Here is an 18,933-nt window from a genome sequence, read left to right as displayed (position 1 = left end):
AAGCCTACGGCTCCCCGGGGACCGCCCGGTCGCCTGGTAGCGTCGGCCGCCGGACCCCCGCCCGTGCACCGGCACGGCCCGCGAAAGGCGGCAGACCCGTGGCGCGCCCTACCCCAGCCTCCGGCTCCGGTGCCGTGGTCACCGGGCTGACCGTCGCCGCGCTCGGCGTCGTCGCCTTCCTCGCCCACCAGGCGTCCGCGGGCGACGCCCCACCCGCCACGGCGCCGCCCGCCGCGTCCCCGTCCCCGTCACCGTCCCCGGGACCGGGCGACGACGGAGGCGGCCCGGAGGCCGGGGACCGGCCCGCGGTACCGGCCGGCTCGGGCGAGGGCAAGCGCGTCGTCTACGCCCTCGGGCAGCAGCGGGTGTGGCTGGTCGACACCGGCGGGACCGGCTCCGGCGAGGTGGTGACCGACACCTACGAGGTGTTCCCCAGCCAGGTCGCCCCGCCGCCCGGCGCGTACGCCGTCAGCTCGCGCGCCGCGCAGGGCACCGGCTCGGACGGGGTGGCGATCGAGCACGCGGTCGTCTTCCACGTGGCCGCCGACGGCACGGTGTTCGGCTTCTCCGCCGCCCTCGACGGCGCCACCCCCGACGCCGGGGAGACCGCGCCCCGCACCGGCGGCATCCGGCAGACCCGCCGGGACGGCGACGCGATGTGGCTGTTCGCCAGGACCGGCGTGCCCGTCGTCGTCGTTCCCTAGGGCGCCTGGGCGGCGGTCCTAGGCGCCCAGCGACGCCAGGTCGACCCCGGCCCAGCGCGGCCCGACGCCGGTGGCCGTCACCTCGCGCGCGTCCTCGTCCGGGCCCTCGGCGCCCTCGGCCCGGTGGATCACCACGTGCAGCCGCTGCTCCGACAGCTCCTCCACCCGGCCCTCGCCCCACTCCACGACGACCACCGACTCCGGCAGCGCCACGTCGAGGTCCAGGTCCTCCATCTCCTCCAGGCCGCCTTCGAGCCGGTAGGCGTCCACGTGCACCAGCGGCGGGCCCCCGGCCAGCGGCGGGTGGACGCGGGCGATGACGAACGTCGGCGACGTCACCGCGCCCCGCACGCCCAGCCCCTCCCCGATGCCGCGGGTGAGCGTCGTCTTGCCCGCGCCCAGCTCGCCGGTGAGCAGCACCAGGTCGCCCGGCCGCAGCAGCGCGGCCAGCTTCCGGCCCACCTCCCGCATCCGCTCGGGTCCGGTGACGGTGAACGACGCCGAGGACACCGGCGCCTCAGAGAGCTGGCTCATGGGTCTGGATGCTACGCGCCAGCAGCCGGGCCAGCTGGTCGTTCACCTCGCGCGGCGCCTCCAGCGGCACCAGATGCCCGGCGCCGGGCAGCAGCACCAGCTCCGCCGCGGGGAGGGCGGCGGCGACGCGCTCGCTGTGCGCGGCGGGCGTGATCTCGTCCCGGTCCCCGGCCAGCACCAGCACGGGCGGCGCGGCGGCGGACCCGCCCGTTCCGTTGAACAGCTCCAGCGCCCGCCACTTCTCGTGCAGGCCGAACGCCGGGTAGAACTCGGCGACCACGTCCACCGGCACCGACTCGATGAGCCGCTCCGCGAAGCGCACCACGCCGGGGTCGACATCGCCGGGCGCGCCGAACGAGTACCGCCGCACCAGCCCCGCGTACAGGTCGCCGGCCGCCCGCCGGCCCAGGTCCACCAGGTCCGGTTGGGTGCCCAGGGCCCGCAGCACGCCCGGCAGCACCCGGCGCACCGCGCGGACGGCGGCGGCGGGAAAGCCGTAGGTGACCTCGGCCAGGTTCCCCGCCGAGGTGGACAGGAACGCGGCCCCGGCCACCCGCTCGGCCACGTACGCGGGGAACTGCTCGGCCAGCGCCATCATCGTCATCCCGCCCATCGAGTGCCCCACCAGCACCACGGGCCCCTCCGGCACGGCGGCGTCGAGGACGGCCTTCAGGTCGCGGCCGAGCTGCTCGATCGTCACCGGCCGCCGACCCGGCTCGCGCTGGGCGCGCCCGCGCTGGGACCGGCCGTGGCCGCGCTGGTCCCAGTAGACGGCGCGGGCGGCGCCGCGGAGGGCGGCGCGCTGGAAGTGCCACACGTCCTGGTTCAGGCAGTACCCGTGGCTGAAGACCACGGTCGGCGCCGGGGCCGGGGCCGGAACGTCCACGGGCTCGGGGACCGGGCCGCCGGCGCCGTCGTCGGCGGGCCGGGCGGCGGCCTCCGGCGCGTCGGGCTCGTCGATCTCGAAGTACAGGGCGGTGCCGTCGTCCGCGACGGCGGTGCCGGGCGTCCCGCGCAGCGAGCCGTACGGCCCCGAGGCGTCCAGCGCGAGCCGGGCCCGGCGGCGCACCGCGCGGCTGACGGTGAGGCGGTCGACCGCGACCGTGGTGGCCACGGCGCCCAGCGCCAGCCCGGCCACGCCCATCCGGCGCGGCCACGTCATGACGGGGACTCCGCGGACTGCTCCTCCCGCTCCCCGTGGTAGACGCGGGGAACGCGGGGCCCGACGCGGGTGACGATCTCGTAGCCGATGGTCCCGGCGGCGCGGGCCCAGTCCTCGGCCGTCGGCTCGCCCCGGTCGCCGGGGCCGAACAGCACGGCCTCGTCCCCGACCTCGGCCGTGTCGCCGCCGAGGTCCACGACGAACTGGTCCATCGCCACCCGCCCGGCCACCGTCCGCCACTTCCCCGCCACCAGCACCGGGCCGCTGCCCGAGGCGTGCCGGGGGACGCCGTCGGCGTACCCGGCCGGGACCAGGGCCAGCGTGGTGGCGCCCGGGGTGGTGTACGCGTGGCCGTAGCTCACGCCGTGCCCGCCGGGGACGCGCTTGACCGAGGCCAGCGCGGCGCGCAGGGTCATCACGGGTCGCAGCCCGAAGTCCTCGGGGGCGCCGATCTCGGGCGACGGCGACAGGCCGTAGACCGCGAGCCCCGGCCGGACCAGGTCGTAGTGGGAGGCGGGCAGCGTGAGGGTGGCCGGCGAGTTCGCGAAGTGCCGCACCTCGGGGTCGAGTCCGGCCCGCGCGGCGGTGGCCAGGGCCTCGGTGAACGCGGCCTGCTGGGCGGCGATCGAGGGGTGCCCCGGCTCGTCGGCGCAGGCGAAGTGGGACCACAGGCCCGTGACCCGGACCGAACCGTCCGCCTCGGCGGCCCGCGCGGCGGCGACCAGAGCGGGCCAGTCGGCGGGCTGGCAGCCGTTGCGGCCCAGGCCGGTGTCGGCCTTCAGGTGCACGCGGGCGGTGCGGCCCGCCGCGCGGGCCGCGGCCGTGACCTTCTCCAGCGCCCACCGGCCGCCGACCGAGATGTCGATGTCCGCCTCGACGGCCCGCCGCCACGGCCCGTCCGGGGTCCACACCCAGCACAGCAGCCGCCCGGTGTCCCCGGCCGCGCGCAGCGCCAGGGCCTCGTCCGGGGTGGCCGTGCCCAGCCAGGCGGCGCCCGCCTCGCGCGCGGCGCGGGCGCACGGCAGCATGCCGTGCCCGTACCCGTCGGCCTTGACCACGGCCATCAACTCCGCACCGCCGACGGCCCGTTCGCGGAGCGCGCGGACGTTGGCGCGCAGCGCGCCGAGGTCGATGTCGGCGCGCAGCCGCCAGGCTTCCGCGGGTGAGTGGTCGTTCATCGTCCTCCAGTGTCGCAGGTGGAGCCGCGGCGGCCGGGCCAGACTGGTGCCATGAGGACTGCTTACCGTGTGGAGACCGTCCGGGCCGCCGAACAGGCGCTGATGGCCCGGCTGCCGGAGGGCACGCTGATGGCCAGGGCCGCCGCCGGTCTGGCGGCGGCGTGCGCGGACCTGCTGGGCCCGCGCCGGTACGGGTCACGGGTGGTGCTGCTGGTCGGCAGCGGCGACAACGGCGGCGACGCCCTCTACGCGGGCGCCCGGCTGGCGCGGCGCGGCGTCGCCGTCACGGCGGTGACGGTGCGTCCCGACCGGGTCCACCCCGGGGGTCTGGCCGCGCTGCGGGCGGCGGGCGGGCGCGTGGTGGGTCCCGAGGACGCCGGCCGGGCCGTCGCGCGGGCGGATCTCGTGGTGGACGGGATCACCGGCATCGGCGGGCGCGGCGGCCTGCGGCCCGAGGCCGGGGAGCTGGCCCGGACGGTGGCGGAGCGCGGGGTGCCGGTGGTGGCGGTGGACCTGCCCAGCGGCGTGGACGCGGACACCGGCGAGGTGGCGGGGCCCGCGGTGCGGGCGGCGGTGACCGTGACGTTCGGCACCCACAAACCCGGACTGCTGATCGACCCGGCGGGCGAGTACGCGGGCGAGGTGCGGCTGGTCGACATCGGGCTCGGCCCCGAACTGCCCGCGGAGCCGGACGTGGTGGCGCTGGAGGACGCCGACGTCGCCGCGCTGCTGCCGCGCCCGGCGGCCGAGACCGACAAGTACCGGCGGGGCGTCGTCGGAGTGGCGGCCGGTTCGGCCCGGTATCCCGGCGCGGCCGTCCTCGCCGTGGGCGGCGCGCTGCGCGGCGGCGCGGGGGCCGTCCGTTACGCCGGCCGGGGCCCGGCCGGCACGACGGTCCTGGCCCGGTACCCGGAGACGCTGGTGTCCGGCGGGCCGCCGCGGAAGGCGGGCCGGGTGCAGGCGTGGGTCGTCGGCCCCGGCCTGGGCGACGACCCCGAGGCACGGGCGGCGGTGACGGACGTGCTGGAGGCGGACGTCCCCGTGCTGGTGGACGCGGACGGGCTGCGTCTCCTCGACGCCGGGCACGTGCGCGCCCGCACCGCGCCGACGCTGCTGACCCCGCACGCCGGGGAGGCGGCGGCCCTGCTGGGCACCGAGCGGCGGCGGGTGGAGGAGTCCCGGCTCGCCTCCGTCCGGGCACTGGCCGAGCGGTACCGCGCCACCGCCCTCCTCAAGGGCTCCACGACCCTGATCGCCGCCCCCGGCGGCGGCCCGGTCCGCGTCAACCCGACCGGCACCCCCTGGCTGGCCACGGCGGGCAGCGGCGACGTCCTGTCCGGCCTGATCGGCGCCCTGCTGGCCACCGGCCTGACCGCCCTGGACGCGGCCACGGCGGGCACCTACCTCCACGGCCTGGCGGGCCGTCTGGCGCCACCCCCCGCCATGGCCTCGACAGTGACGGAGGCCCTGCCGGAGGTCTGGGCACGGCTGCTGCGACCGGCCTGACGGCCCGGCACCCCCCGGCGAAGCGCGCCACGGACGGCGGCGGCCCGGCCCGGCAGCCGCGGCACCCGCGCCGGGGGCCCGGGGGCTCAGCCCTCCGCGATCACCACCGCGGAGGCGACGCCCGCGTCGTGGCTGAGGGAGAGGTGCCAGGTCCGGACGCCCAGGGCCGCCGCGCGGGCGGCCACCGTGCCGCGGACCTCCAGGCGGGGACGGCCGTCGTCCGACTGGGTCACCTCGGCGTCCGTCCAGCGCAGGCCCGGCGGCGCGCCCAGGGCCTTCGCCAGGGCCTCCTTCGCCGCGAACCGCGCGGCGAGCGACGCGACGCCGCGCCGTTCACCGCTGGGCAGCCACAACTCGGCCGCCACGAACAGCCGGTCGGCCAGATCGGGCGTCCGTTCCAGCGACCGCGCGAACCGGTCGATCTCCGCCACGTCGATGCCCACGCCCACGATCACGCGCGCACCACGCCCCCGTCCCGGTCCGTGACCTCGTACCCCACCTCGTCGGACTCCCGGCGCAGCACCACCACCTGGTCCACCGCGCCGTCCCGCAGCTCCAGCACGTCACGCGTGGCCAGGCCGCCGAACGCCGCCGCGTCCGAGGCCAGGAACGACTCGCCGTCCCCCAGCCCCACCGCCAGCGGCAGCTCGCGGCGCGCGCCGACCACCGTGTCCGGCTCGTCGGCGTGCACGGCCAGCAGCGCGTAGGCGCCGCGCAGCGAACGGCACACCTGCCGCATCGCCTCCGCCAGGTCCGCGCACGACGAGAACGCCTCCGCCAGCAGGTGCGCGACCACCTCGGTGTCCGTGTCGGAGGCCAGCTGGTGCCCCCGGCCCGCCAGTTCGGCGCGCAGCTCGGCGTGGTTGTCGATCCGGCCGTCGTGCACGACCGCGACCCGGCCCGCGTTGTCGAGCTGCGGGTGGGCGTTCCCGTCGGTGGGCGCGCCGTGCGTGGCGAGCCGCAGATGCCCGATCGCGCTGCCGCCCGTGGGCAGCGGACGGCGGTCGAGAACGCGGCGCAGCGCGGGCAGGTCCCCGGCCGTCTTCGCCGCCGCGAGGCCGCCGTCGCTGAGGACCGCGACGCCCGACGAGTCGTATCCGGGCCGCTCGATCCGGCCCAGCCCGGCGAGGACCACTTCGAGGGCGGAGCCCGCTCCTGTGTAACCGACCATCCCGCACATGCGGGCAGACTAGCCGGGGCAGGACAATGGGCGGGTGACAACCTCGCTCCAGCAGCAGACACCGTTCGTCGACCTCAGTCGCGCGGAGTGGAGTGCGCTGCGTGAACGCACCCCCCTGCCACTGACGGCCGAGGAGGTCGAACGGCTGCGCGGCCTCGGTGACGTCATCGACCTGACCGAGGTCGTCGAGGTCTACCTGCCGCTGTCCCGGCTGCTGAACCTGTACGTGGGCGCGACGGAGGGCCTCCGGTCCGCCGTCAGCACCTTCCTGGCCGGCGTCCAGCCCGCGACCCCGTTCGTCATCGGCATCGCGGGCAGCGTGGCGGTGGGCAAGTCCACCGTGGCCCGCCTGCTCCGGGCGCTGCTGGCGCGCTGGCCGGAGCACCCGAGGGTGGAGCTGGTCACCACGGACGGCTTCCTGCTCCCCAATGCCGAGCTGACGCGTCGTGGGCTGATGTCCCGCAAGGGCTTCCCCGAGTCGTACGACCGGCGGGCACTGACGCGGTTCGTGGCGGAGGTGAAGGCGGGCAAGGAGGAGGTGAGCGCGCCGGTCTACTCCCACCTCACCTACGACATCGTGCCGGGCGAACGGCTGACGGTCCGCCGGCCGGACATCCTGATCCTGGAGGGGCTGAACGTGCTGCAGCCCACCCAGATGGGACGGGTGGGCCTGGCCGACTACTTCGACTTCTCGGTGTACGTGGACGCCAGGACGGAGGACATCGGCGGCTGGTACCTCGACCGCTTCCGGACCCTGCGGGCGACGGCGTTCCAGGACCGGGCGTCGTACTTCCGCAGGTACGCCGAGGTCCCGGAGGAGGAGGCGATGGCGTACGCGCGGAACCAGTGGCGGACGATCAACGAGCCGAACCTCCGCGAGAACATAGCCCCGACCCGCTCCCGCGCCACGCTCGTCCTGCAGAAGGGCTTCGACCACAAGGTGCGCCGGCTGCGCCTGCGCAAGCTCTGACCGTCACCCCAGGGCGGACTTCACCACGTCGGCCAGGCCGGACGCCACCGCGCGGGCCTGGGCGGCGTCCGCCGCCTCCACCATCACGCGCACCAGCGGCTCGGTCCCGGACGGGCGCAGCAGCACGCGGCCCGTCCCGCCGAGCTGCCGCTCGGCCTCGGCCACCGCCTCGGACAGCTCCCGGCACTCCGCGACCCGGGAGCGGTCCACGTCGGGCACGTTGATCAGCACCTGCGGCAGCCGTTCCATCACCCGCGCCAGCTCGCCCAGCGGACGGCGCGACGCCGCGACGCGCGCCGCGAGCAACAGGCCGGTGAGCGTGCCGTCGCCCGTCGTCGCGTGGTCCAGCACGATCACGTGCCCGGACTGCTCGCCGCCCAGCGAGAAGCCGCCGCGCTTCATCTCCTCCAGCACGTAGCGGTCCCCGACCGCCGTCTGCCGCAGCTTCAGGCCCTCCCGCTCCATCGCCAGCGTGAACCCGAGGTTCGACATCACCGTGGTCACGACCGTGTCGTGCCGCAGCGTGCCCGCGTCCCGCATGGCCACGCCCAGCACGGCCAGGATCTGGTCGCCGTCCACCGGCGTGCCCGCCGCGTCGGCGGCCAGGCAGCGATCCGCGTCGCCGTCGACCGCGATGCCCAGGTCCGCGCCGTGCGCGGGCACGGCGGCGCACAGCGGGCCGAGGTGGGTGGAGCCGTAGCCGTCGTTGATGTTGAGGCCGTCGGGCTCGGCGCCGATCGTGACGACCTTGGCGCCCGCCCGCGCGAACGCCTCCGGCGCCACCCGCGACGCCGCGCCGTGCGCCGCGTCGATGACGACCTTCACGCCGTCGAGCCGGTTCGGCAGGACGCTCACGAGGTGCGCGACGTACGCGTCGAAGCCCTCCCCGTACTCGGAGACCCGGCCGACGCCCGCGCCCACCGGGCGCTCCCACGGCCGGCCGGCGGCGTGGTCCCAGTAGGCCGCCTCGATGCGGTCCTCCAGGTCGTCGGCCAGCTTGTGGCCGCCCGCCGCGAAGAACTTGACGCCGTTGTCCGGCATCGGGTTGTGGCTGGCCGAGAGCATCACGCCGAAGTCGGCCCCGAGCGAGCCCGTCAGGTACGCCACGGCCGGCGTCGGCAGCACGCCGACCCGCAGGACGTCCACGCCCGCGCTGGCCAGCCCCGCCACCACGGCCGCCTCCAGGAACTCCCCGGACGCCCGCGGGTCGCGTCCGACGACCGCGAGCGGGCGCGGACGCCGCCCCGGCCTGGACGAGCCCCCCGCTGTGACGAGCACGCCCGCCGCCGCCACCGACAGGCCGAGCGCCATCTCGGCCGTGAGATCCGCGTTGGCGACGCCGCGCACGCCATCCGTGCCGAAGAGTCGTCCCACTGTTTTCCCTCCGAAATTTTCACACCAAGCGGCCCGTGCGTTAACCATATGCAGCGATCAGCCTACAAAGGGAACGCCCCGACAGCATGGATCCGCTGTCGGGGCGTTGACCGGCACAGGGCGTCAGCGCTTGCTGTACTGCGTCCCCTTACGGGCCTTCTTCAGACCGGCCTTCTTCCGCTCCACCGCACGGGCGTCACGGGTGAGGAAGCCGGCCTTCTTCAGGGGGCCGCGGTTGTTGTCCACGTCCGCCTCGTTGAGCGCGCGGGCCACGCCGAGGCGCAGCGCGCCCGCCTGGCCCGAGATGCCGCCGCCGGAGATACGGGCGACGACGTCGTACCGCTCGTCGAGCTCCAGCACCTTGAAGGGCTCGTTCACGGACTGCTGGTGCACCTTGTTCGGGAAGTAGCTCTCCAGGGTGCGACCGTTGATCTTCCACTTGCCGCTGCCGGGCACGATCCGCACACGGGCGATCGCGTTCTTGCGGCGGCCGGTACCGGCGCCGGGCAGCGGGTCGCCGAAGCGGGCCGCGACCGTCTCGGTGGCGGCGAACTCCTCGGGCGCGCTCTCGGTCGTGTACTCCTCGACCTCGGGGACCTCGGTGTCAAGGGTCTCGGGGGTGGGCTCGGCCACGGTTCTCCTCAGCTTCTCTTTCGTCGTGTGGGCGTGGCCGGACTACTGCGCGACCTGGGTGATCTCGAACGGCACGGGCTGCTGCGCGGCGTGCGGGTGCTCGGGGCCCGCGTAGACCTTCAGCTTGGAGAACATCTGACGGCCGAGGGTGTTCTTCGGCAGCATGCCCTTGACCGCCTTCTCGACGGCCTTCTCGGGGTTGTTCTTCAGCAGGTCCTCGTAACGGACGGACCGCAGACCGCCGGGGTACCCGGAGTGGCGGTAGGCCATCTTCTGGGTCCGCTTGTTGCCGGACAGGTGCACCTTGTCGGCGTTGACGATGATGACGAAGTCACCGGTGTCAACGTGCGGCGCGTACACCGGCTTGTGCTTGCCCCGCAAAAGGGTGGCGGCCTGGGCGGCCAGTCGGCCCAGGACGACATCGGCGGCGTCGATGACGTGCCATTGACGCTGGATGTCGGTGGGCTTGGGGCTGAACGTACGCACGGTCGTAGCCTTCGCTTCTTCAGTGGTGAGACTCTGACAAGGCCACCCGACGATCACGGCAGAAATGGTCCCGCCCCGGTGACGCAAACCGGGTGGCGACCGCTGGCAACCGTCCTGGTGGACCGGCGCAAGGCCCCTCACGTGAGATCGAGCAAGCCATACGCATTATCGACCAGGCAGAGTACCGCTCTCGCGCGGCCTCGGTCAAAACGGGCCCGGCACGGCACCGCGGGGGGACGCGTTCCGGCCACCCGCCCGGCCCTCGCCCCGGCCGGCGGACCGCGCCACCGCGGGACCGGGGCGGTGAGGCCGCGGAGGCACCCCACTAAGCTGCGGCCATGAGTTACGGGCAGGGGGGACCGGCGTGGGTCCCCGGGGGATCGAACACACCGGACTGGGACGCGCTCGCCGCCGACGCCGAGCGGCGGCGCGGACGGCGGCGCCTCATGCTGATCGGCGGCTCCGTGCTGGCCGCCCTGACGATCAGCACCCTGGTCGCGCTCGCCATCGTCAACCAGAGCGACGACGAGCGCGTCGGCGCCTCCGGCACCCCGTCCGCCACCCTCCCCGACGCCTCCGGCCTGCCCTCCGGCAGCGACGACGCCGAGCCCTCCTTCGAGGAGACGACGCTGCCGCCCCTCCCGCAGCCGCGCGAGTTCATCTCCGACGCCGACAAGGACCTCGCGCCCTTCGAGGCCGACACGTTCTGGGCCGGCGACAGCATGGAGATCGACGGCCGCGCCTACGCCAGGGCGGCCACCGACTCCGTCACCGACTGCGCCGGGGCGACCAGCCCCGACCTCGGCGCGGTCCTCGCCGAGCACGGCTGCACCGCCCTGCTGCGCGCCACCTACACCGGGGAGGGCGTCGCGGTCACCGTGGGCGTCGCCCAGTTCCCCACCGAGGAGGACGCCCAGGCGGCCCGCGAGGACGCCGGCGGCGCCGGGAAGTACCTGCTCGCGCTGACCGGCGGCGACGCCCCCTCCTTCTGCCAGCTCGGCGGCTGCCGCACCACCACCAACCAGGTCGGCCGCTACACCTACTTCACCATCGCCGGCAACAGCGACGGCTCCCCCGACAGCGGCGACGGCACCCCCGCCCAGCAGGCCGCCCGGGACGGCAACGACCACGCGTTCGCCAGCATCATCCAGCGCGGCGAGGCCCAGGCGTCCGCCTCCGCCAGCGCCCTCGTCGAGGAGCGCCGCCGCAGCCAGGAGGGCTGAGACTCCGCGTCCCGGGCTGCGATCCCGCGCCTTGCCACAGCGCACGGGGGCACCTCGGGCCTCAGCCCTCCGCGCCGTCCGCGTCCGTGAGCGAGCGGAGGTTGCGGGCCTCGGCGTTACGGGCCGCGAGGGCGTCGTCCGGCGGGTAGGCGACCTTCTCCAGGGTCAGGCCGTGCGGCCTGACCACGTGCACCGCCGAGTCCCGCACGCGGGCCGCCAGCACCCGCGCGGGCCAGTCCGGCGGCCGGTGCCCGTCGCCCACGAACAGCAGCGCGCCGACCAGCGAGCGCACCATGTTGTGGCAGAACGCGTCGGCCTCGACCGTGCCCTCCACGACGCCGTCCGGCCGCCGCTCCCAGCGCAGCGCCCGCAGCGCCCGGATGGTGGTCGCGCCCTCGCGCCGCTTGCAGAACGCGGCGAAGTCGTGCTCGCCCAGCAGCAGCGCCGACGCCTCGTTCATCGCCGCCACGTCCAGCGGCCAGTTGTGCCACAGCACGTGCCCGCGCAGCAGCGGATCCACCCCGCCCGGGTGGTCGCCGACGCGGTAGGCGTAGCGCCGCCAGATCGCCGAGAACCGCGCGTTGAAGTGCTCGGGCGCCCGCACCGCCCGCCACACCCGCACGTCCTGCGGCAGCCGCCCGGCCAGCCTGCGCACGAGCTTGTCGTGCTGCTCCGCCCACACCGCCTCGGGCAGGTCCACGTGGGCCACCTGCCCCCGGGCGTGCACGCCCGCGTCCGTGCGGCCGGCCACGGTCAGCTCCCAGCGCTCCTCACCCGCCCGGGTCACCACCCGCAGCGCCTCCTCGATCTCCCCCTGGACCGTGCGGCGCCCCTCCTGCCGCGCCCAGCCGGAGAAGCCCTGCCCGTCGTAGGACAGGTCGAGCCGCACCCGGACCAGGCCGGGCGGAACGCGGTCGCGGTCGTCGCTCATCGAAACCCTTCTGCATCGCCGCACGGCGGAACGCCGCTGGGCCTGCTCCCCGGGGGGAACAGGCCCAGCGGGCGGAACGGACGGTCAGGCGTCCTTCTCGGCCTGCTCGTCCTTCGACTCCTCCGCGGCCTCGGTGGCCTCGGTGGCCTCGGTGGCCTCCGTCGCCTTCGCGGTCTCGGACTCCTTGACCGCGCGCTTGGCGGCGGCCTCGGCCTCGCCGACGGCCTCCTGCTGCACGGTCAGGGCCTCCACCAGCTCGATGACCGCCATCGGGGCGTTGTCGCCGCGACGCGGGCCGACCTTGGTGATCCGGGTGTAGCCGCCGGGACGGTTGGCGAACTTCGGCCCGATCTCCGTGAACAGCGTGTGCACCACGCTCTTGTCGCGGATGGTCTGCATCACCTGGCGACGGTTGTGCAGGTCGCCCTTCTTCGCCTTGGTGATCAGCCGCTCCGCGACCGGACGCAGCCGCCGGGCCTTGGCCTCGGTGGTCTTGATGCGGCCGTGCTCGAACAGCGCGGTGGCGAGGTTCGCCAGAATCAGACGCTCGTGGGCGGGGCTGCCGCCCAGCCTGCGGCCCTTGGTGGGCGTCGGCATTGTTCTCTCCTGTCGGTCTGCACCGGCCGTATCAGGTACCGGTGTCAGCGTGGTCACGCCCGGGGCGGTCCCCGGACGGTGAGCCTCCGCCGGAACGCGGCCGGGCCGCGTCCCGCCGGAGGAACGTCCGCGCCGGCCGTACCAGGTACCGGCGCGGGAAGCGGATCAGTACTGCTCGGTCTCCGCGAAACCGGTGTCGCCGTCGTCCTCCGCGCCGAACGCGTCGGCCGCGGTGGTCGGGTCGAATCCGGGCGGGCTGTCCTTCAGGGCCAGGCCCATCCCGGCCAGCTTCGCCTTGACCTCGTCGATCGACTTCGCGCCGAAGTTGCGGATGTCGAGCAGGTCGGCCTCGGAACGGGCCACCAGCTCGCCCACCGAGTGGATGCCCTCGCGCTTGAGGCAGTTGTAGGACCGGACGGTCAGCTCCAGCTCCTCGATCGGCAGCGCCAGGTCGGCGGCGAGCGCCGCGTCCGTCGGCGACGGGCCCATGTCGATGCCCTCGGCGTCGACGTTCAGCTCGCGCGCCAGGCCGAACAGCTCGACCAGCGTCTTGCCGGCCGACGCCATCGCGTCGCGCGGACGCATGGCCTCCTTGGTCTCGACGTCGACGATCAGCTTGTCGAAGTCGGTGCGCTGCTCGACACGGGTGGCCTCGACCTTGTAGGTCACCTTCAGCACCGGGCTGTAGATGGAGTCCACCGGGATCCGGCCGATCTCCTGGCCGGCCTGCTTGTTCTGCACCGCCGAGACGTAGCCGCGACCGCGCTCGACGGTCAGCTCCATCTCCAGCTTCCCCTTGTTGTTCAGGGTCGCGAGCACCAGGTCGGGGTTGTGCACCTCGACACCGGCCGGCGGGGCGATGTCCGCGGCGGTGACCAGACCCGGGCCCTGCTTGCGCAGGTACATCACCACGGGCTCGTCGTGCTCGGAGGAGACGACGAGCTGCTTGATGTTGAGGATCAGGTCGGTGACGTCCTCCTTGACGCCCGGCACGGTGGTGAACTCGTGCAGCACCCCGTCGATGCGGATGCTGGTGACGGCCGCGCCGGGGATGGAGGACAGCAGCGTGCGCCGCAGGGAGTTGCCGAGGGTGTAGCCGAAGCCCGGCTCCAGCGGCTCGATCACGAACCGGGAGCGGAACTCGTCGACGACCTCTTCGGTCAGGGAGGGACGCTGAGCGATCAGCATGGTGATGACTCCAGTCTTCGGCACCCGCTATTTGATGCCGAGCCAGACGATGTGTACGACAAGGGTACGGGTGGAGCCGCGCGAACCGCGTGGCCCCACCCGCACCCGGAGCGCCGGAGTGCCGCTACCCGGTTACTTCGAGTAGAGCTCGACGATGAGCTGCTCCTGCACCTGGGTGTCGATCACCTGGCGCTCGGGCAGCGAGTGGACGAGGATCCGCAGCCGGGACGGGATGGACTCCAGCCACGCGGGAACGGTCTTGTCCCCGGCCTCCGCCTGGGCCACCTGGAAGGGGGTCAGGGCGCGGGAGGACTCGCGGACCTCGATGATGTCGTTCGGCGACACGCGCGCCGAGGGGATGTCGGTCTTCCGGCCGTTGACCAGGATGTGGCCGTGCCGGACGAGCTGACGGGCGTGGTCGCGGGACTTGGCGAAGCCGGCCCGGTAGACCACGTTGTCGAGCCGGGACTCCAGGATGCGGAGCAGGTTCTCACCCGTCTTGCCCGACTGGCGGTTCGCCTCGTTGTAGTACCCCCGGAACTGCTTCTCCAGGACGCCGTAGATGCGCGCGCACTTCTGCTTCTCGCGCTTCTGCAGCAGGTACTCGCTGTCCTTGGTGCGCCCGCGTCCGTGCTCACCCGGGGGGTAAGGACGGATCTCGATCGGGCACTTAGCGCTCTCGCACTTGGCTCCCTTGAGGAAGAGCTTCTGCTTCTCCCGACGGCAACGCTTGCAGTCGGCCCCGGTGTAACGCGCCATGGTTCTCTCAGTCTCCTACTTCACCTGGTCAGACACGCCGGCGCTTCGGCGGGCGGCAGCCGTTGTGCGGGGTCGGGGTGACGTCCTGGATCGAGCCGACCTCGAGGCCGGTGGCCTGGAGGGAGCGGATCGCGGTCTCGCGGCCGGAGCCGGGACCCTTCACGAAGACGTCCACCTTGCGCATCCCGTGCTCCTGCGCCCGGCGCGCCGCGTTCTCCGCGGCCATCTGCGCGGCGAACGGCGTGGACTTCCTGGAGCCCTTGAAGCCGACGTGGCCGGCGGAGGCCCAGGAGATCACGTTGCCGCTGGGGTCGGTGATCGAGACGATGGTGTTGTTGAACGTGCTCTTGATGTGGGCGTGCCCATGAGCGACGTTCTTCTTTTCCTTGCGGCGCACCTTCTTGGCGCCGGCGGAACGGCCCTTTGGAGGCATGTGGTCTTAACTCCCGTGGAGGTGGTCGGTCCTGCTGCCGGACCGCTTGCGGCGTCCGGTGGGACTACTTCTTGCCCGGCTTCTTCTTGCCGGCGATCGCGCGACGCGGGCCCTTGCGGGTGCGGGCGTTGGTCTTGGTCCGCTGGCCGTGGACGGGCAGGCCACGACGGTGACGGATGCCCTCGTAGCACTGGATCTCGACCTTGCGGCGGATGTCGGCCTGGATCTCGCGACGGAGGTCACCCTCGGTGCGGATGTTGTTGTCCACGTACTCGCGGATCTTGACGAGGTCTTCCTCGACCAGATCCCGCACGCGCGTGTCCGGGTTCACCCCGGTGTTGGCGAGCGTCTCCTTGGCAAGGGTGCGTCCGATGCCGAAGACGTAGGTGAGAGCGACCTCGACGCGCTTGTCACGCGGAAGGTCGACGCCTGCGAGGCGTGCCATGTGATGTGGCTCCTGGTGGTGGTGTCGTCGGAGGTCTGCCGCAGCACCGTTCCCGCATCGGCGTCCGATCCGGGTCCCCGGCCTCCGACCGGGGGTGTCGTCCCCGCGCTGCGCGAGGGGTCGGGTGTCTGCGCATGTGCTGTTGTCGCGTGCGTCGCGCGAAGCGCTGCGAAAAGTACGGTGCGGTCAGCCCTGGCGCTGCTTGTGGCGCAGGTTCTCGCAGATGACCATGACGCGCCCGTGGCGGCGGATCACCTTGCACTTGTCGCAGATCTTCTTGACGCTCGGCCTGACCTTCATGGCTTCAGGATCTCCGGGTCTCGATCTGCTCTTGTCAATCCGTGGTGCTGCGTGTGCTACTTGTAGCGGTAGACGATCCGCCCGCGCGTCAGGTCGTAGGGAGACAGCTCCACCACGACGCGGTCGTCGGGAAGGATACGGATGTAGTGCATCCGCATCTTGCCGCTGATGTGCGCGAGAACCTGGTGCCCGTTCTGGAGCTCCACCTTGAACATCGCGTTCGGCAGAGACTCGACGACGGTGCCCTCGATCTCGATGGCCCCTTGTTTTTTGGCCATGCTTGAGCGCTTCACCTTCCGGGATCGGCTACCTGGACGGCCCCGGACAGACGGGTGCACCAGGACCGACTCATCAGTCTACGGCACCCCAGGGGAAAACACGAATCGGTGATCTTTCCCACCGGAGAAGATCATTAAGCCAGCGGATCGGGCGCGGCCGTGACGCCGAGTTCGGCGAGCTTGGCCCGGCCGCCGTCCGGGGCGGTGAGCACGAGCGGGCCCTCCTCGGTCAGCGCCACCGAGTGCTCCCAGTGCGCGGCCCAGGTCCCGTCGTTCGTCTTCACGGTCCACTCGTCGGCCAGCACGTGCGTCTTCGGGGTGCCTAGCGAGAGCATCGGCTCGATCGCCAGGCACGTCCCGGGCACCAGGCGCGGGCCGCGGCCACGCCTGCGGTCCACGTAGTTCAGCAGGTGCGGGTCCATGTGCATCTCGCTGCCGATGCCGTGGCCGCCGTAGTTCTCGATGATGCCGTACTTGCCGGACGGCGGCAGCGGCTGGCGGCGGATGTAGCTCTCGATGGCCCGGGAGATGTCCACCAGCCGGCTGCCCTTGCGCATCGCGGCGATGCCGGCCCACAGCGACTCCTCGGTCACCCGGCTCAGCTCGTGGAGCTGCGGCGCGTGGCCCTCGCCCACGAAGACCGTCAGCGCCGCGTCCGCGTGCCAGCCGTCGACGATCGCGCCGGCGTCGATCGAGATGATGTCGCCCGCCTTGAGCACGGTGTCCCGGTCCGGGATGCCGTGCACCACGACGTCGTTCACCGACGTGCAGATGCTGGCCGGGAAGCCGCCGTAGCCGAGGAAGTTCGGCTTGGCGCCCCGTTCGGCCAGCACCTGCGCGGCGATGTCGTCCAGTTCCTTGGTGGAGGCGCCGGGCACCGCCGCCTCGGCACAACGGCGGTGTATCTCGGCAACGACAAGACCGGCCGCGCGCATTTTCGCGATCTGCTCGGGGGTCTTGATTTCCACCATGAGTGATGTTCCTCTCGGGCGCCGGATCAGGCGGCGCGTTCCGGCAGGGCGTCCAGCGCCCGCTGGGTCACTTCGGGGACCGAGGCGAGGGCCGGGATCGTGGAGACCAGGCCCTGCTCGCGGTAGTAGTCGATGATCGGCTCGGTCTCCTGGTGGTAGACCGCGAGCCGCTTCCGGACGGTGTCCTCGCGGTCGTCCTCGCGCTGGTACAGCTCCCCGCCGCAGACGTCGCACACGCCGTCCTTCAGGGGCGGCCGGTACGTCGAGTGGAAGGCGTGGCTGCTGTCCTTGCGGCAGGTGCGGCGGCCGGCGATGCGCTTGACCACCTCGTCCTCGGGGACCTCCAGGTCCAGGACCGCGTCGAGCTTGTGCCCGGACTCCACCAGCATCCCGTCCAGGGCCTTGGCCTGGGAGATGTTGCGGGGGAAGCCGTCGAGCAGGAAACCGTCCCCGGCGTCCGGCTGGGCGAGCCGGTCCGCGGCCATCGCCACGGTGATCTCATCCGGTACGAGTCCGCCTTCGCGCAGGATGGACTCGACCTTGCGGCCGAGCTCTGTGCCCTGACTGATGTTGGCCCGGAAAAGATCGCCGGTCGAGATGTGCGGAATGGCCAGGCGTGTGGCGAGCAACGCGGCTTGCGTGCCCTTACCCGCGCCCGGCGGTCCGACGAGGACGATTCGCATCAGCGTAGGAACCCTTCGTAATTGCGCTGGTGGAGCTGACTCTCAATCTGCCGCACCGTTTCCAGGCCGACACCCACGATGATCAGAATGGATGTCCCACCGAAGGGGAAGTCCTGCTGTGCGTCGAACATCACCAGCGCCACGGTAGGCACCAAGGCGATCAGACCCAGATAGAGGGACCCGGGCCACGTGATGCGGTTCAGCACGTAGCTCAGGTACTCGACCGTGGGGCGGCCCGCCCGGATACCCGGGATGAACCCACCATACTTCTTCATGTTTTCGGCTACGTCTTCGGGGTTGAAGGTGATGGCCACGTAGAAGAAGGCGAAGAAGACGATGAGAAGGAAGTACGTAGTGATGTAGTACGGGTGGTCACCGCCCGTGAAATACCGCGCCACCCAGTCCGTCCAGCCGCCGGAATCGCTGCCGGCGAACTGCACGAGGAGCTGCGGAATGTAGAGCAGTGAGGACGCGAAGATGACGGGAATCACACCGGCCTGATTCACCTTGAGCGGGATGTAGGTCGACGTGCCGCCGTAGGAACGGCGCCCGATCATCCGCTTGGCGTACTGGACGGGGATACGACGCTGCGCCAGCTCGACGAAAACCACCAGCCCGACCATGGCGAGACCGCAGGCGACGACGGTGCCGAATTCGATCCAGCCGTCGGCCAGGCTGCCCTGCTGCTTGATCTGCCACAGCGAAGCCGGGAACCCGGCGGCGATGGAGACGAACATCAGCATGGACATGCCGTTACCGATACCCCGGTCGGTAATCAGTTCACCCATCCACATGATGAGTGCGGTGGCAGATGTGAGAGCAATCACCATGACCAGCGTCGTGAAGACGGAGTCGTCCGGGATGATCTCGTTGCGCACCGTGCACTGGGGGAAGAGGGTGCCGCTGCGGGCGGTGGCGACCAGACCCGTCGCCTGGAGGACGGCCAGGGCGATCGTCAGGTAGCGCGTGTACTGGGTGATCTTCGCCTGGCCGGCCTGCCCCTCCTTCTTGAGGGCCTCCAGCCTGGGGATCACGACCACGAGCAGCTGAAGGATGATGCTCGCGGTGATGTAGGGCATGATGCCGAGCGCGAACACGGTGAGTTGCAGCAGCGCGCCGCCGCTGAACATGTTCACCAGACCGAACAGACCCGCGCCGGCCCCTGCCTCGGCCTCCTTCACACACTGATCGACGTTCTGAAAGCTGACCCCCGGCACCGGGATGTGCTGGCCGAGCCGGAACAGCACGACGATGCCGAGCGTGAAGACCAGCTTCTTACGCAGGTCGGGCGTCTGGAACGCCCGGGCGAACGCGGTGAGCACGGCTCCTCCTGCGCCCCCCGCGGTGAGCGCGAGAGGTTTCGGTCTTGAAGTCCAACGGATATGACAGATCTGGTGA

The 18,933-nt window shown here is 72.7% G+C and carries 22 protein-coding genes and 1 pseudogene; 4 read left to right on the top strand and 19 right to left on the bottom strand.

Features of this window, described 5'->3' with window-relative positions; all coding sequences use genetic code 11:
• Positions 1-98: 98 nt before the first annotated feature.
• Positions 99-704 carry a hypothetical protein gene (locus tag ACSNOC_RS00950; protein ID WP_436745235.1) on the top strand — a complete coding sequence of 202 codons (606 nt, stop codon included), beginning with the start codon at positions 99-101 and terminating at the stop codon, positions 702-704.
• Positions 705-722: 18 nt separating this feature from the next.
• On the opposite strand, the gene tsaE is transcribed toward ACSNOC_RS00950, so the two are convergent.
• Genes tsaE through alr form a run of 3 tightly spaced genes read right to left on the bottom strand, consistent with a single transcriptional unit; the run spans position 723 to position 3,578 of the window.
• Entirely contained in the window at positions 723-1,238 is a 516-nt protein-coding gene (gene tsaE, locus ACSNOC_RS00945; protein ID WP_436745234.1) for a tRNA (adenosine(37)-N6)-threonylcarbamoyltransferase complex ATPase subunit type 1 TsaE, read from the bottom strand.
• Positions 1,222-2,400, bottom strand: coding sequence for an alpha/beta fold hydrolase (locus tag ACSNOC_RS00940; RefSeq protein ID WP_436745233.1), 1,179 nt, complete (start codon positions 2,398-2,400; stop codon positions 1,222-1,224). Before ACSNOC_RS00940 ends, tsaE begins: the two co-directional genes overlap by 17 nt.
• Positions 2,397-3,578 (bottom strand): alanine racemase, encoded by a 1,182-nt coding sequence (alr, locus tag ACSNOC_RS00935; RefSeq protein WP_436745232.1) that lies wholly within the window; start codon positions 3,576-3,578, stop codon positions 2,397-2,399. Before alr ends, ACSNOC_RS00940 begins: the two co-directional genes overlap by 4 nt.
• A gap of 51 nt (positions 3,579-3,629) precedes the next feature.
• On the opposite strand from alr, the gene ACSNOC_RS00930 reads away from it, so the two are divergent.
• Positions 3,630-5,084 carry an NAD(P)H-hydrate dehydratase gene (locus ACSNOC_RS00930; RefSeq protein ID WP_436745231.1) on the top strand — a complete coding sequence of 485 codons (1,455 nt, stop codon included), beginning with the start codon at positions 3,630-3,632 and terminating at the stop codon, positions 5,082-5,084.
• A gap of 86 nt (positions 5,085-5,170) precedes the next feature.
• Here ACSNOC_RS00930 and ACSNOC_RS00925 read toward each other — a convergent pair whose 3' ends face one another.
• Entirely contained in the window at positions 5,171-5,539 is a 369-nt protein-coding gene (locus ACSNOC_RS00925) for a holo-ACP synthase (RefSeq protein WP_436745230.1), read from the bottom strand.
• A gap of 14 nt (positions 5,540-5,553) precedes the next feature.
• Positions 5,554-6,264, bottom strand: a pseudogene (locus ACSNOC_RS00920) (glutamine--fructose-6-phosphate transaminase (isomerizing)); the annotation flags it as partial.
• 34 nt (positions 6,265-6,298) lie between these two features.
• On the opposite strand from ACSNOC_RS00920, the gene coaA reads away from it, so the two are divergent.
• Positions 6,299-7,234, top strand: a complete 936-nt coding sequence (gene coaA / locus ACSNOC_RS00915) for a type I pantothenate kinase (protein WP_436745229.1) — start codon at positions 6,299-6,301, stop codon at positions 7,232-7,234.
• 3 nt (positions 7,235-7,237) lie between these two features.
• On the opposite strand, the gene glmM is transcribed toward coaA, so the two are convergent.
• The 3 genes from glmM to rplM form a co-directional block, all read right to left on the bottom strand.
• A complete protein-coding gene (gene glmM / locus ACSNOC_RS00910; protein ID WP_436745228.1) occupies positions 7,238-8,608 on the bottom strand; it encodes a phosphoglucosamine mutase in 1,371 nt (456 codons plus the stop codon).
• 123 nt (positions 8,609-8,731) lie between these two features.
• Positions 8,732-9,241 carry a 30S ribosomal protein S9 gene (gene rpsI, locus ACSNOC_RS00905; protein ID WP_436745227.1) on the bottom strand — a complete coding sequence of 170 codons (510 nt, stop codon included), beginning with the start codon at positions 9,239-9,241 and terminating at the stop codon, positions 8,732-8,734.
• Between the two features lie 42 nt (positions 9,242-9,283).
• The gene (gene rplM, locus ACSNOC_RS00900; RefSeq protein ID WP_436745226.1) at positions 9,284-9,727 is read right to left on the bottom strand and encodes a 50S ribosomal protein L13; all 444 of its coding nucleotides are present in this window, start codon (positions 9,725-9,727) and stop codon (positions 9,284-9,286) included.
• Between the two features lie 338 nt (positions 9,728-10,065).
• Between rplM and ACSNOC_RS00895 the strand changes: the two genes are divergently transcribed.
• Positions 10,066-10,950, top strand: coding sequence for a hypothetical protein (locus tag ACSNOC_RS00895; protein ID WP_436745225.1), 885 nt, complete (start codon positions 10,066-10,068; stop codon positions 10,948-10,950).
• A 61-nt stretch (positions 10,951-11,011) separates the two neighbouring features.
• Here the strand turns inward: ACSNOC_RS00895 and truA are convergent, their stop codons facing one another.
• The 11 genes from truA to secY all read right to left on the bottom strand — a co-directional run bounded on the left by truA (position 11,012) and on the right by secY (position 18,857).
• Positions 11,012-11,881, bottom strand: a complete 870-nt coding sequence (gene truA / locus ACSNOC_RS00890) for a tRNA pseudouridine(38-40) synthase TruA (RefSeq protein ID WP_436745224.1) — start codon at positions 11,879-11,881, stop codon at positions 11,012-11,014.
• 84 nt (positions 11,882-11,965) lie between these two features.
• Positions 11,966-12,478, bottom strand: coding sequence for a 50S ribosomal protein L17 (rplQ, locus tag ACSNOC_RS00885; RefSeq protein WP_436745223.1), 513 nt, complete (start codon positions 12,476-12,478; stop codon positions 11,966-11,968).
• 165 nt (positions 12,479-12,643) lie between these two features.
• Positions 12,644-13,666 carry a DNA-directed RNA polymerase subunit alpha gene (locus ACSNOC_RS00880; RefSeq protein ID WP_436745270.1) on the bottom strand — a complete coding sequence of 341 codons (1,023 nt, stop codon included), beginning with the start codon at positions 13,664-13,666 and terminating at the stop codon, positions 12,644-12,646.
• Between the two features lie 132 nt (positions 13,667-13,798).
• Positions 13,799-14,425, bottom strand: a complete 627-nt coding sequence (gene rpsD, locus ACSNOC_RS00875; RefSeq protein WP_436745222.1) for a 30S ribosomal protein S4 — start codon at positions 14,423-14,425, stop codon at positions 13,799-13,801.
• Positions 14,426-14,453: 28 nt separating this feature from the next.
• Entirely contained in the window at positions 14,454-14,858 is a 405-nt protein-coding gene (gene rpsK / locus ACSNOC_RS00870; RefSeq protein WP_436745221.1) for a 30S ribosomal protein S11, read from the bottom strand.
• A gap of 64 nt (positions 14,859-14,922) precedes the next feature.
• Positions 14,923-15,303 (bottom strand): 30S ribosomal protein S13, encoded by a 381-nt coding sequence (gene rpsM, locus ACSNOC_RS00865; protein ID WP_059012897.1) that lies wholly within the window; start codon positions 15,301-15,303, stop codon positions 14,923-14,925.
• A gap of 186 nt (positions 15,304-15,489) precedes the next feature.
• Positions 15,490-15,603, bottom strand: coding sequence for a 50S ribosomal protein L36 (gene rpmJ, locus ACSNOC_RS00860; RefSeq protein ID WP_049567412.1), 114 nt, complete (start codon positions 15,601-15,603; stop codon positions 15,490-15,492).
• 56 nt (positions 15,604-15,659) lie between these two features.
• Positions 15,660-15,881 (bottom strand): translation initiation factor IF-1, encoded by a 222-nt coding sequence (gene infA, locus ACSNOC_RS00855; RefSeq protein ID WP_003948620.1) that lies wholly within the window; start codon positions 15,879-15,881, stop codon positions 15,660-15,662.
• 134 nt (positions 15,882-16,015) lie between these two features.
• A complete protein-coding gene (map, locus tag ACSNOC_RS00850; protein WP_436745220.1) occupies positions 16,016-16,852 on the bottom strand; it encodes a type I methionyl aminopeptidase in 837 nt (278 codons plus the stop codon).
• 26 nt (positions 16,853-16,878) lie between these two features.
• Positions 16,879-17,535 carry an adenylate kinase gene (locus ACSNOC_RS00845; protein WP_436745219.1) on the bottom strand — a complete coding sequence of 219 codons (657 nt, stop codon included), beginning with the start codon at positions 17,533-17,535 and terminating at the stop codon, positions 16,879-16,881.
• Positions 17,535-18,857, bottom strand: coding sequence for a preprotein translocase subunit SecY (gene secY / locus ACSNOC_RS00840; RefSeq protein ID WP_436745218.1), 1,323 nt, complete (start codon positions 18,855-18,857; stop codon positions 17,535-17,537). Before secY ends, ACSNOC_RS00845 begins: the two co-directional genes overlap by 1 nt.
• Positions 18,858-18,933: the final 76 nt, after the last annotated feature.

It is taken from the genome of Streptomyces sp. URMC 129, from assembly GCF_051386415.1.
Classification (GTDB): Bacteria; Actinomycetota; Actinomycetes; order Streptomycetales; family Streptomycetaceae; genus Streptomyces.
This window is presented reverse-complemented; position numbering and strand designations above follow the sequence as displayed.

Excerpts from the sequence above, each read along its gene's own strand:
- rpmJ (WP_049567412.1), bottom strand. The coding sequence starts at position 15,603 with ATGAAGGTCAGGCCGAGCGTCAAGAAGATCTGCGACAAGTGCAAGGTG.
- rpsM (WP_059012897.1), bottom strand. The coding sequence starts at position 15,303 with ATGGCACGCCTCGCAGGCGTCGACCTTCCGCGTGACAAGCGCGTCGAG.
- rplQ (WP_436745223.1), bottom strand. The coding sequence starts at position 12,478 with ATGCCGACGCCCACCAAGGGCCGCAGGCTGGGCGGCAGCCCCGCCCAC.
- ACSNOC_RS00895 (WP_436745225.1), top strand. The coding sequence starts at position 10,066 with ATGAGTTACGGGCAGGGGGGACCGGCGTGGGTCCCCGGGGGATCGAAC.
- map (WP_436745220.1), bottom strand. The coding sequence starts at position 16,852 with ATGGTGGAAATCAAGACCCCCGAGCAGATCGCGAAAATGCGCGCGGCC.
- ACSNOC_RS00930 (WP_436745231.1), top strand. The coding sequence starts at position 3,630 with ATGAGGACTGCTTACCGTGTGGAGACCGTCCGGGCCGCCGAACAGGCG.
- infA (WP_003948620.1), bottom strand. The coding sequence starts at position 15,881 with ATGGCCAAAAAACAAGGGGCCATCGAGATCGAGGGCACCGTCGTCGAG.
- tsaE (WP_436745234.1), bottom strand. The coding sequence starts at position 1,238 with ATGAGCCAGCTCTCTGAGGCGCCGGTGTCCTCGGCGTCGTTCACCGTC.
- truA (WP_436745224.1), bottom strand. The coding sequence starts at position 11,881 with ATGAGCGACGACCGCGACCGCGTTCCGCCCGGCCTGGTCCGGGTGCGG.
- ACSNOC_RS00845 (WP_436745219.1), bottom strand. The coding sequence starts at position 17,535 with ATGCGAATCGTCCTCGTCGGACCGCCGGGCGCGGGTAAGGGCACGCAA.
- ACSNOC_RS00880 (WP_436745270.1), bottom strand. The coding sequence starts at position 13,666 with ATGCTGATCGCTCAGCGTCCCTCCCTGACCGAAGAGGTCGTCGACGAG.
- rpsD (WP_436745222.1), bottom strand. The coding sequence starts at position 14,425 with ATGGCGCGTTACACCGGGGCCGACTGCAAGCGTTGCCGTCGGGAGAAG.
- alr (WP_436745232.1), bottom strand. The coding sequence starts at position 3,578 with ATGAACGACCACTCACCCGCGGAAGCCTGGCGGCTGCGCGCCGACATC.
- rpsK (WP_436745221.1), bottom strand. The coding sequence starts at position 14,858 with ATGCCTCCAAAGGGCCGTTCCGCCGGCGCCAAGAAGGTGCGCCGCAAG.
- ACSNOC_RS00940 (WP_436745233.1), bottom strand. The coding sequence starts at position 2,400 with ATGACGTGGCCGCGCCGGATGGGCGTGGCCGGGCTGGCGCTGGGCGCC.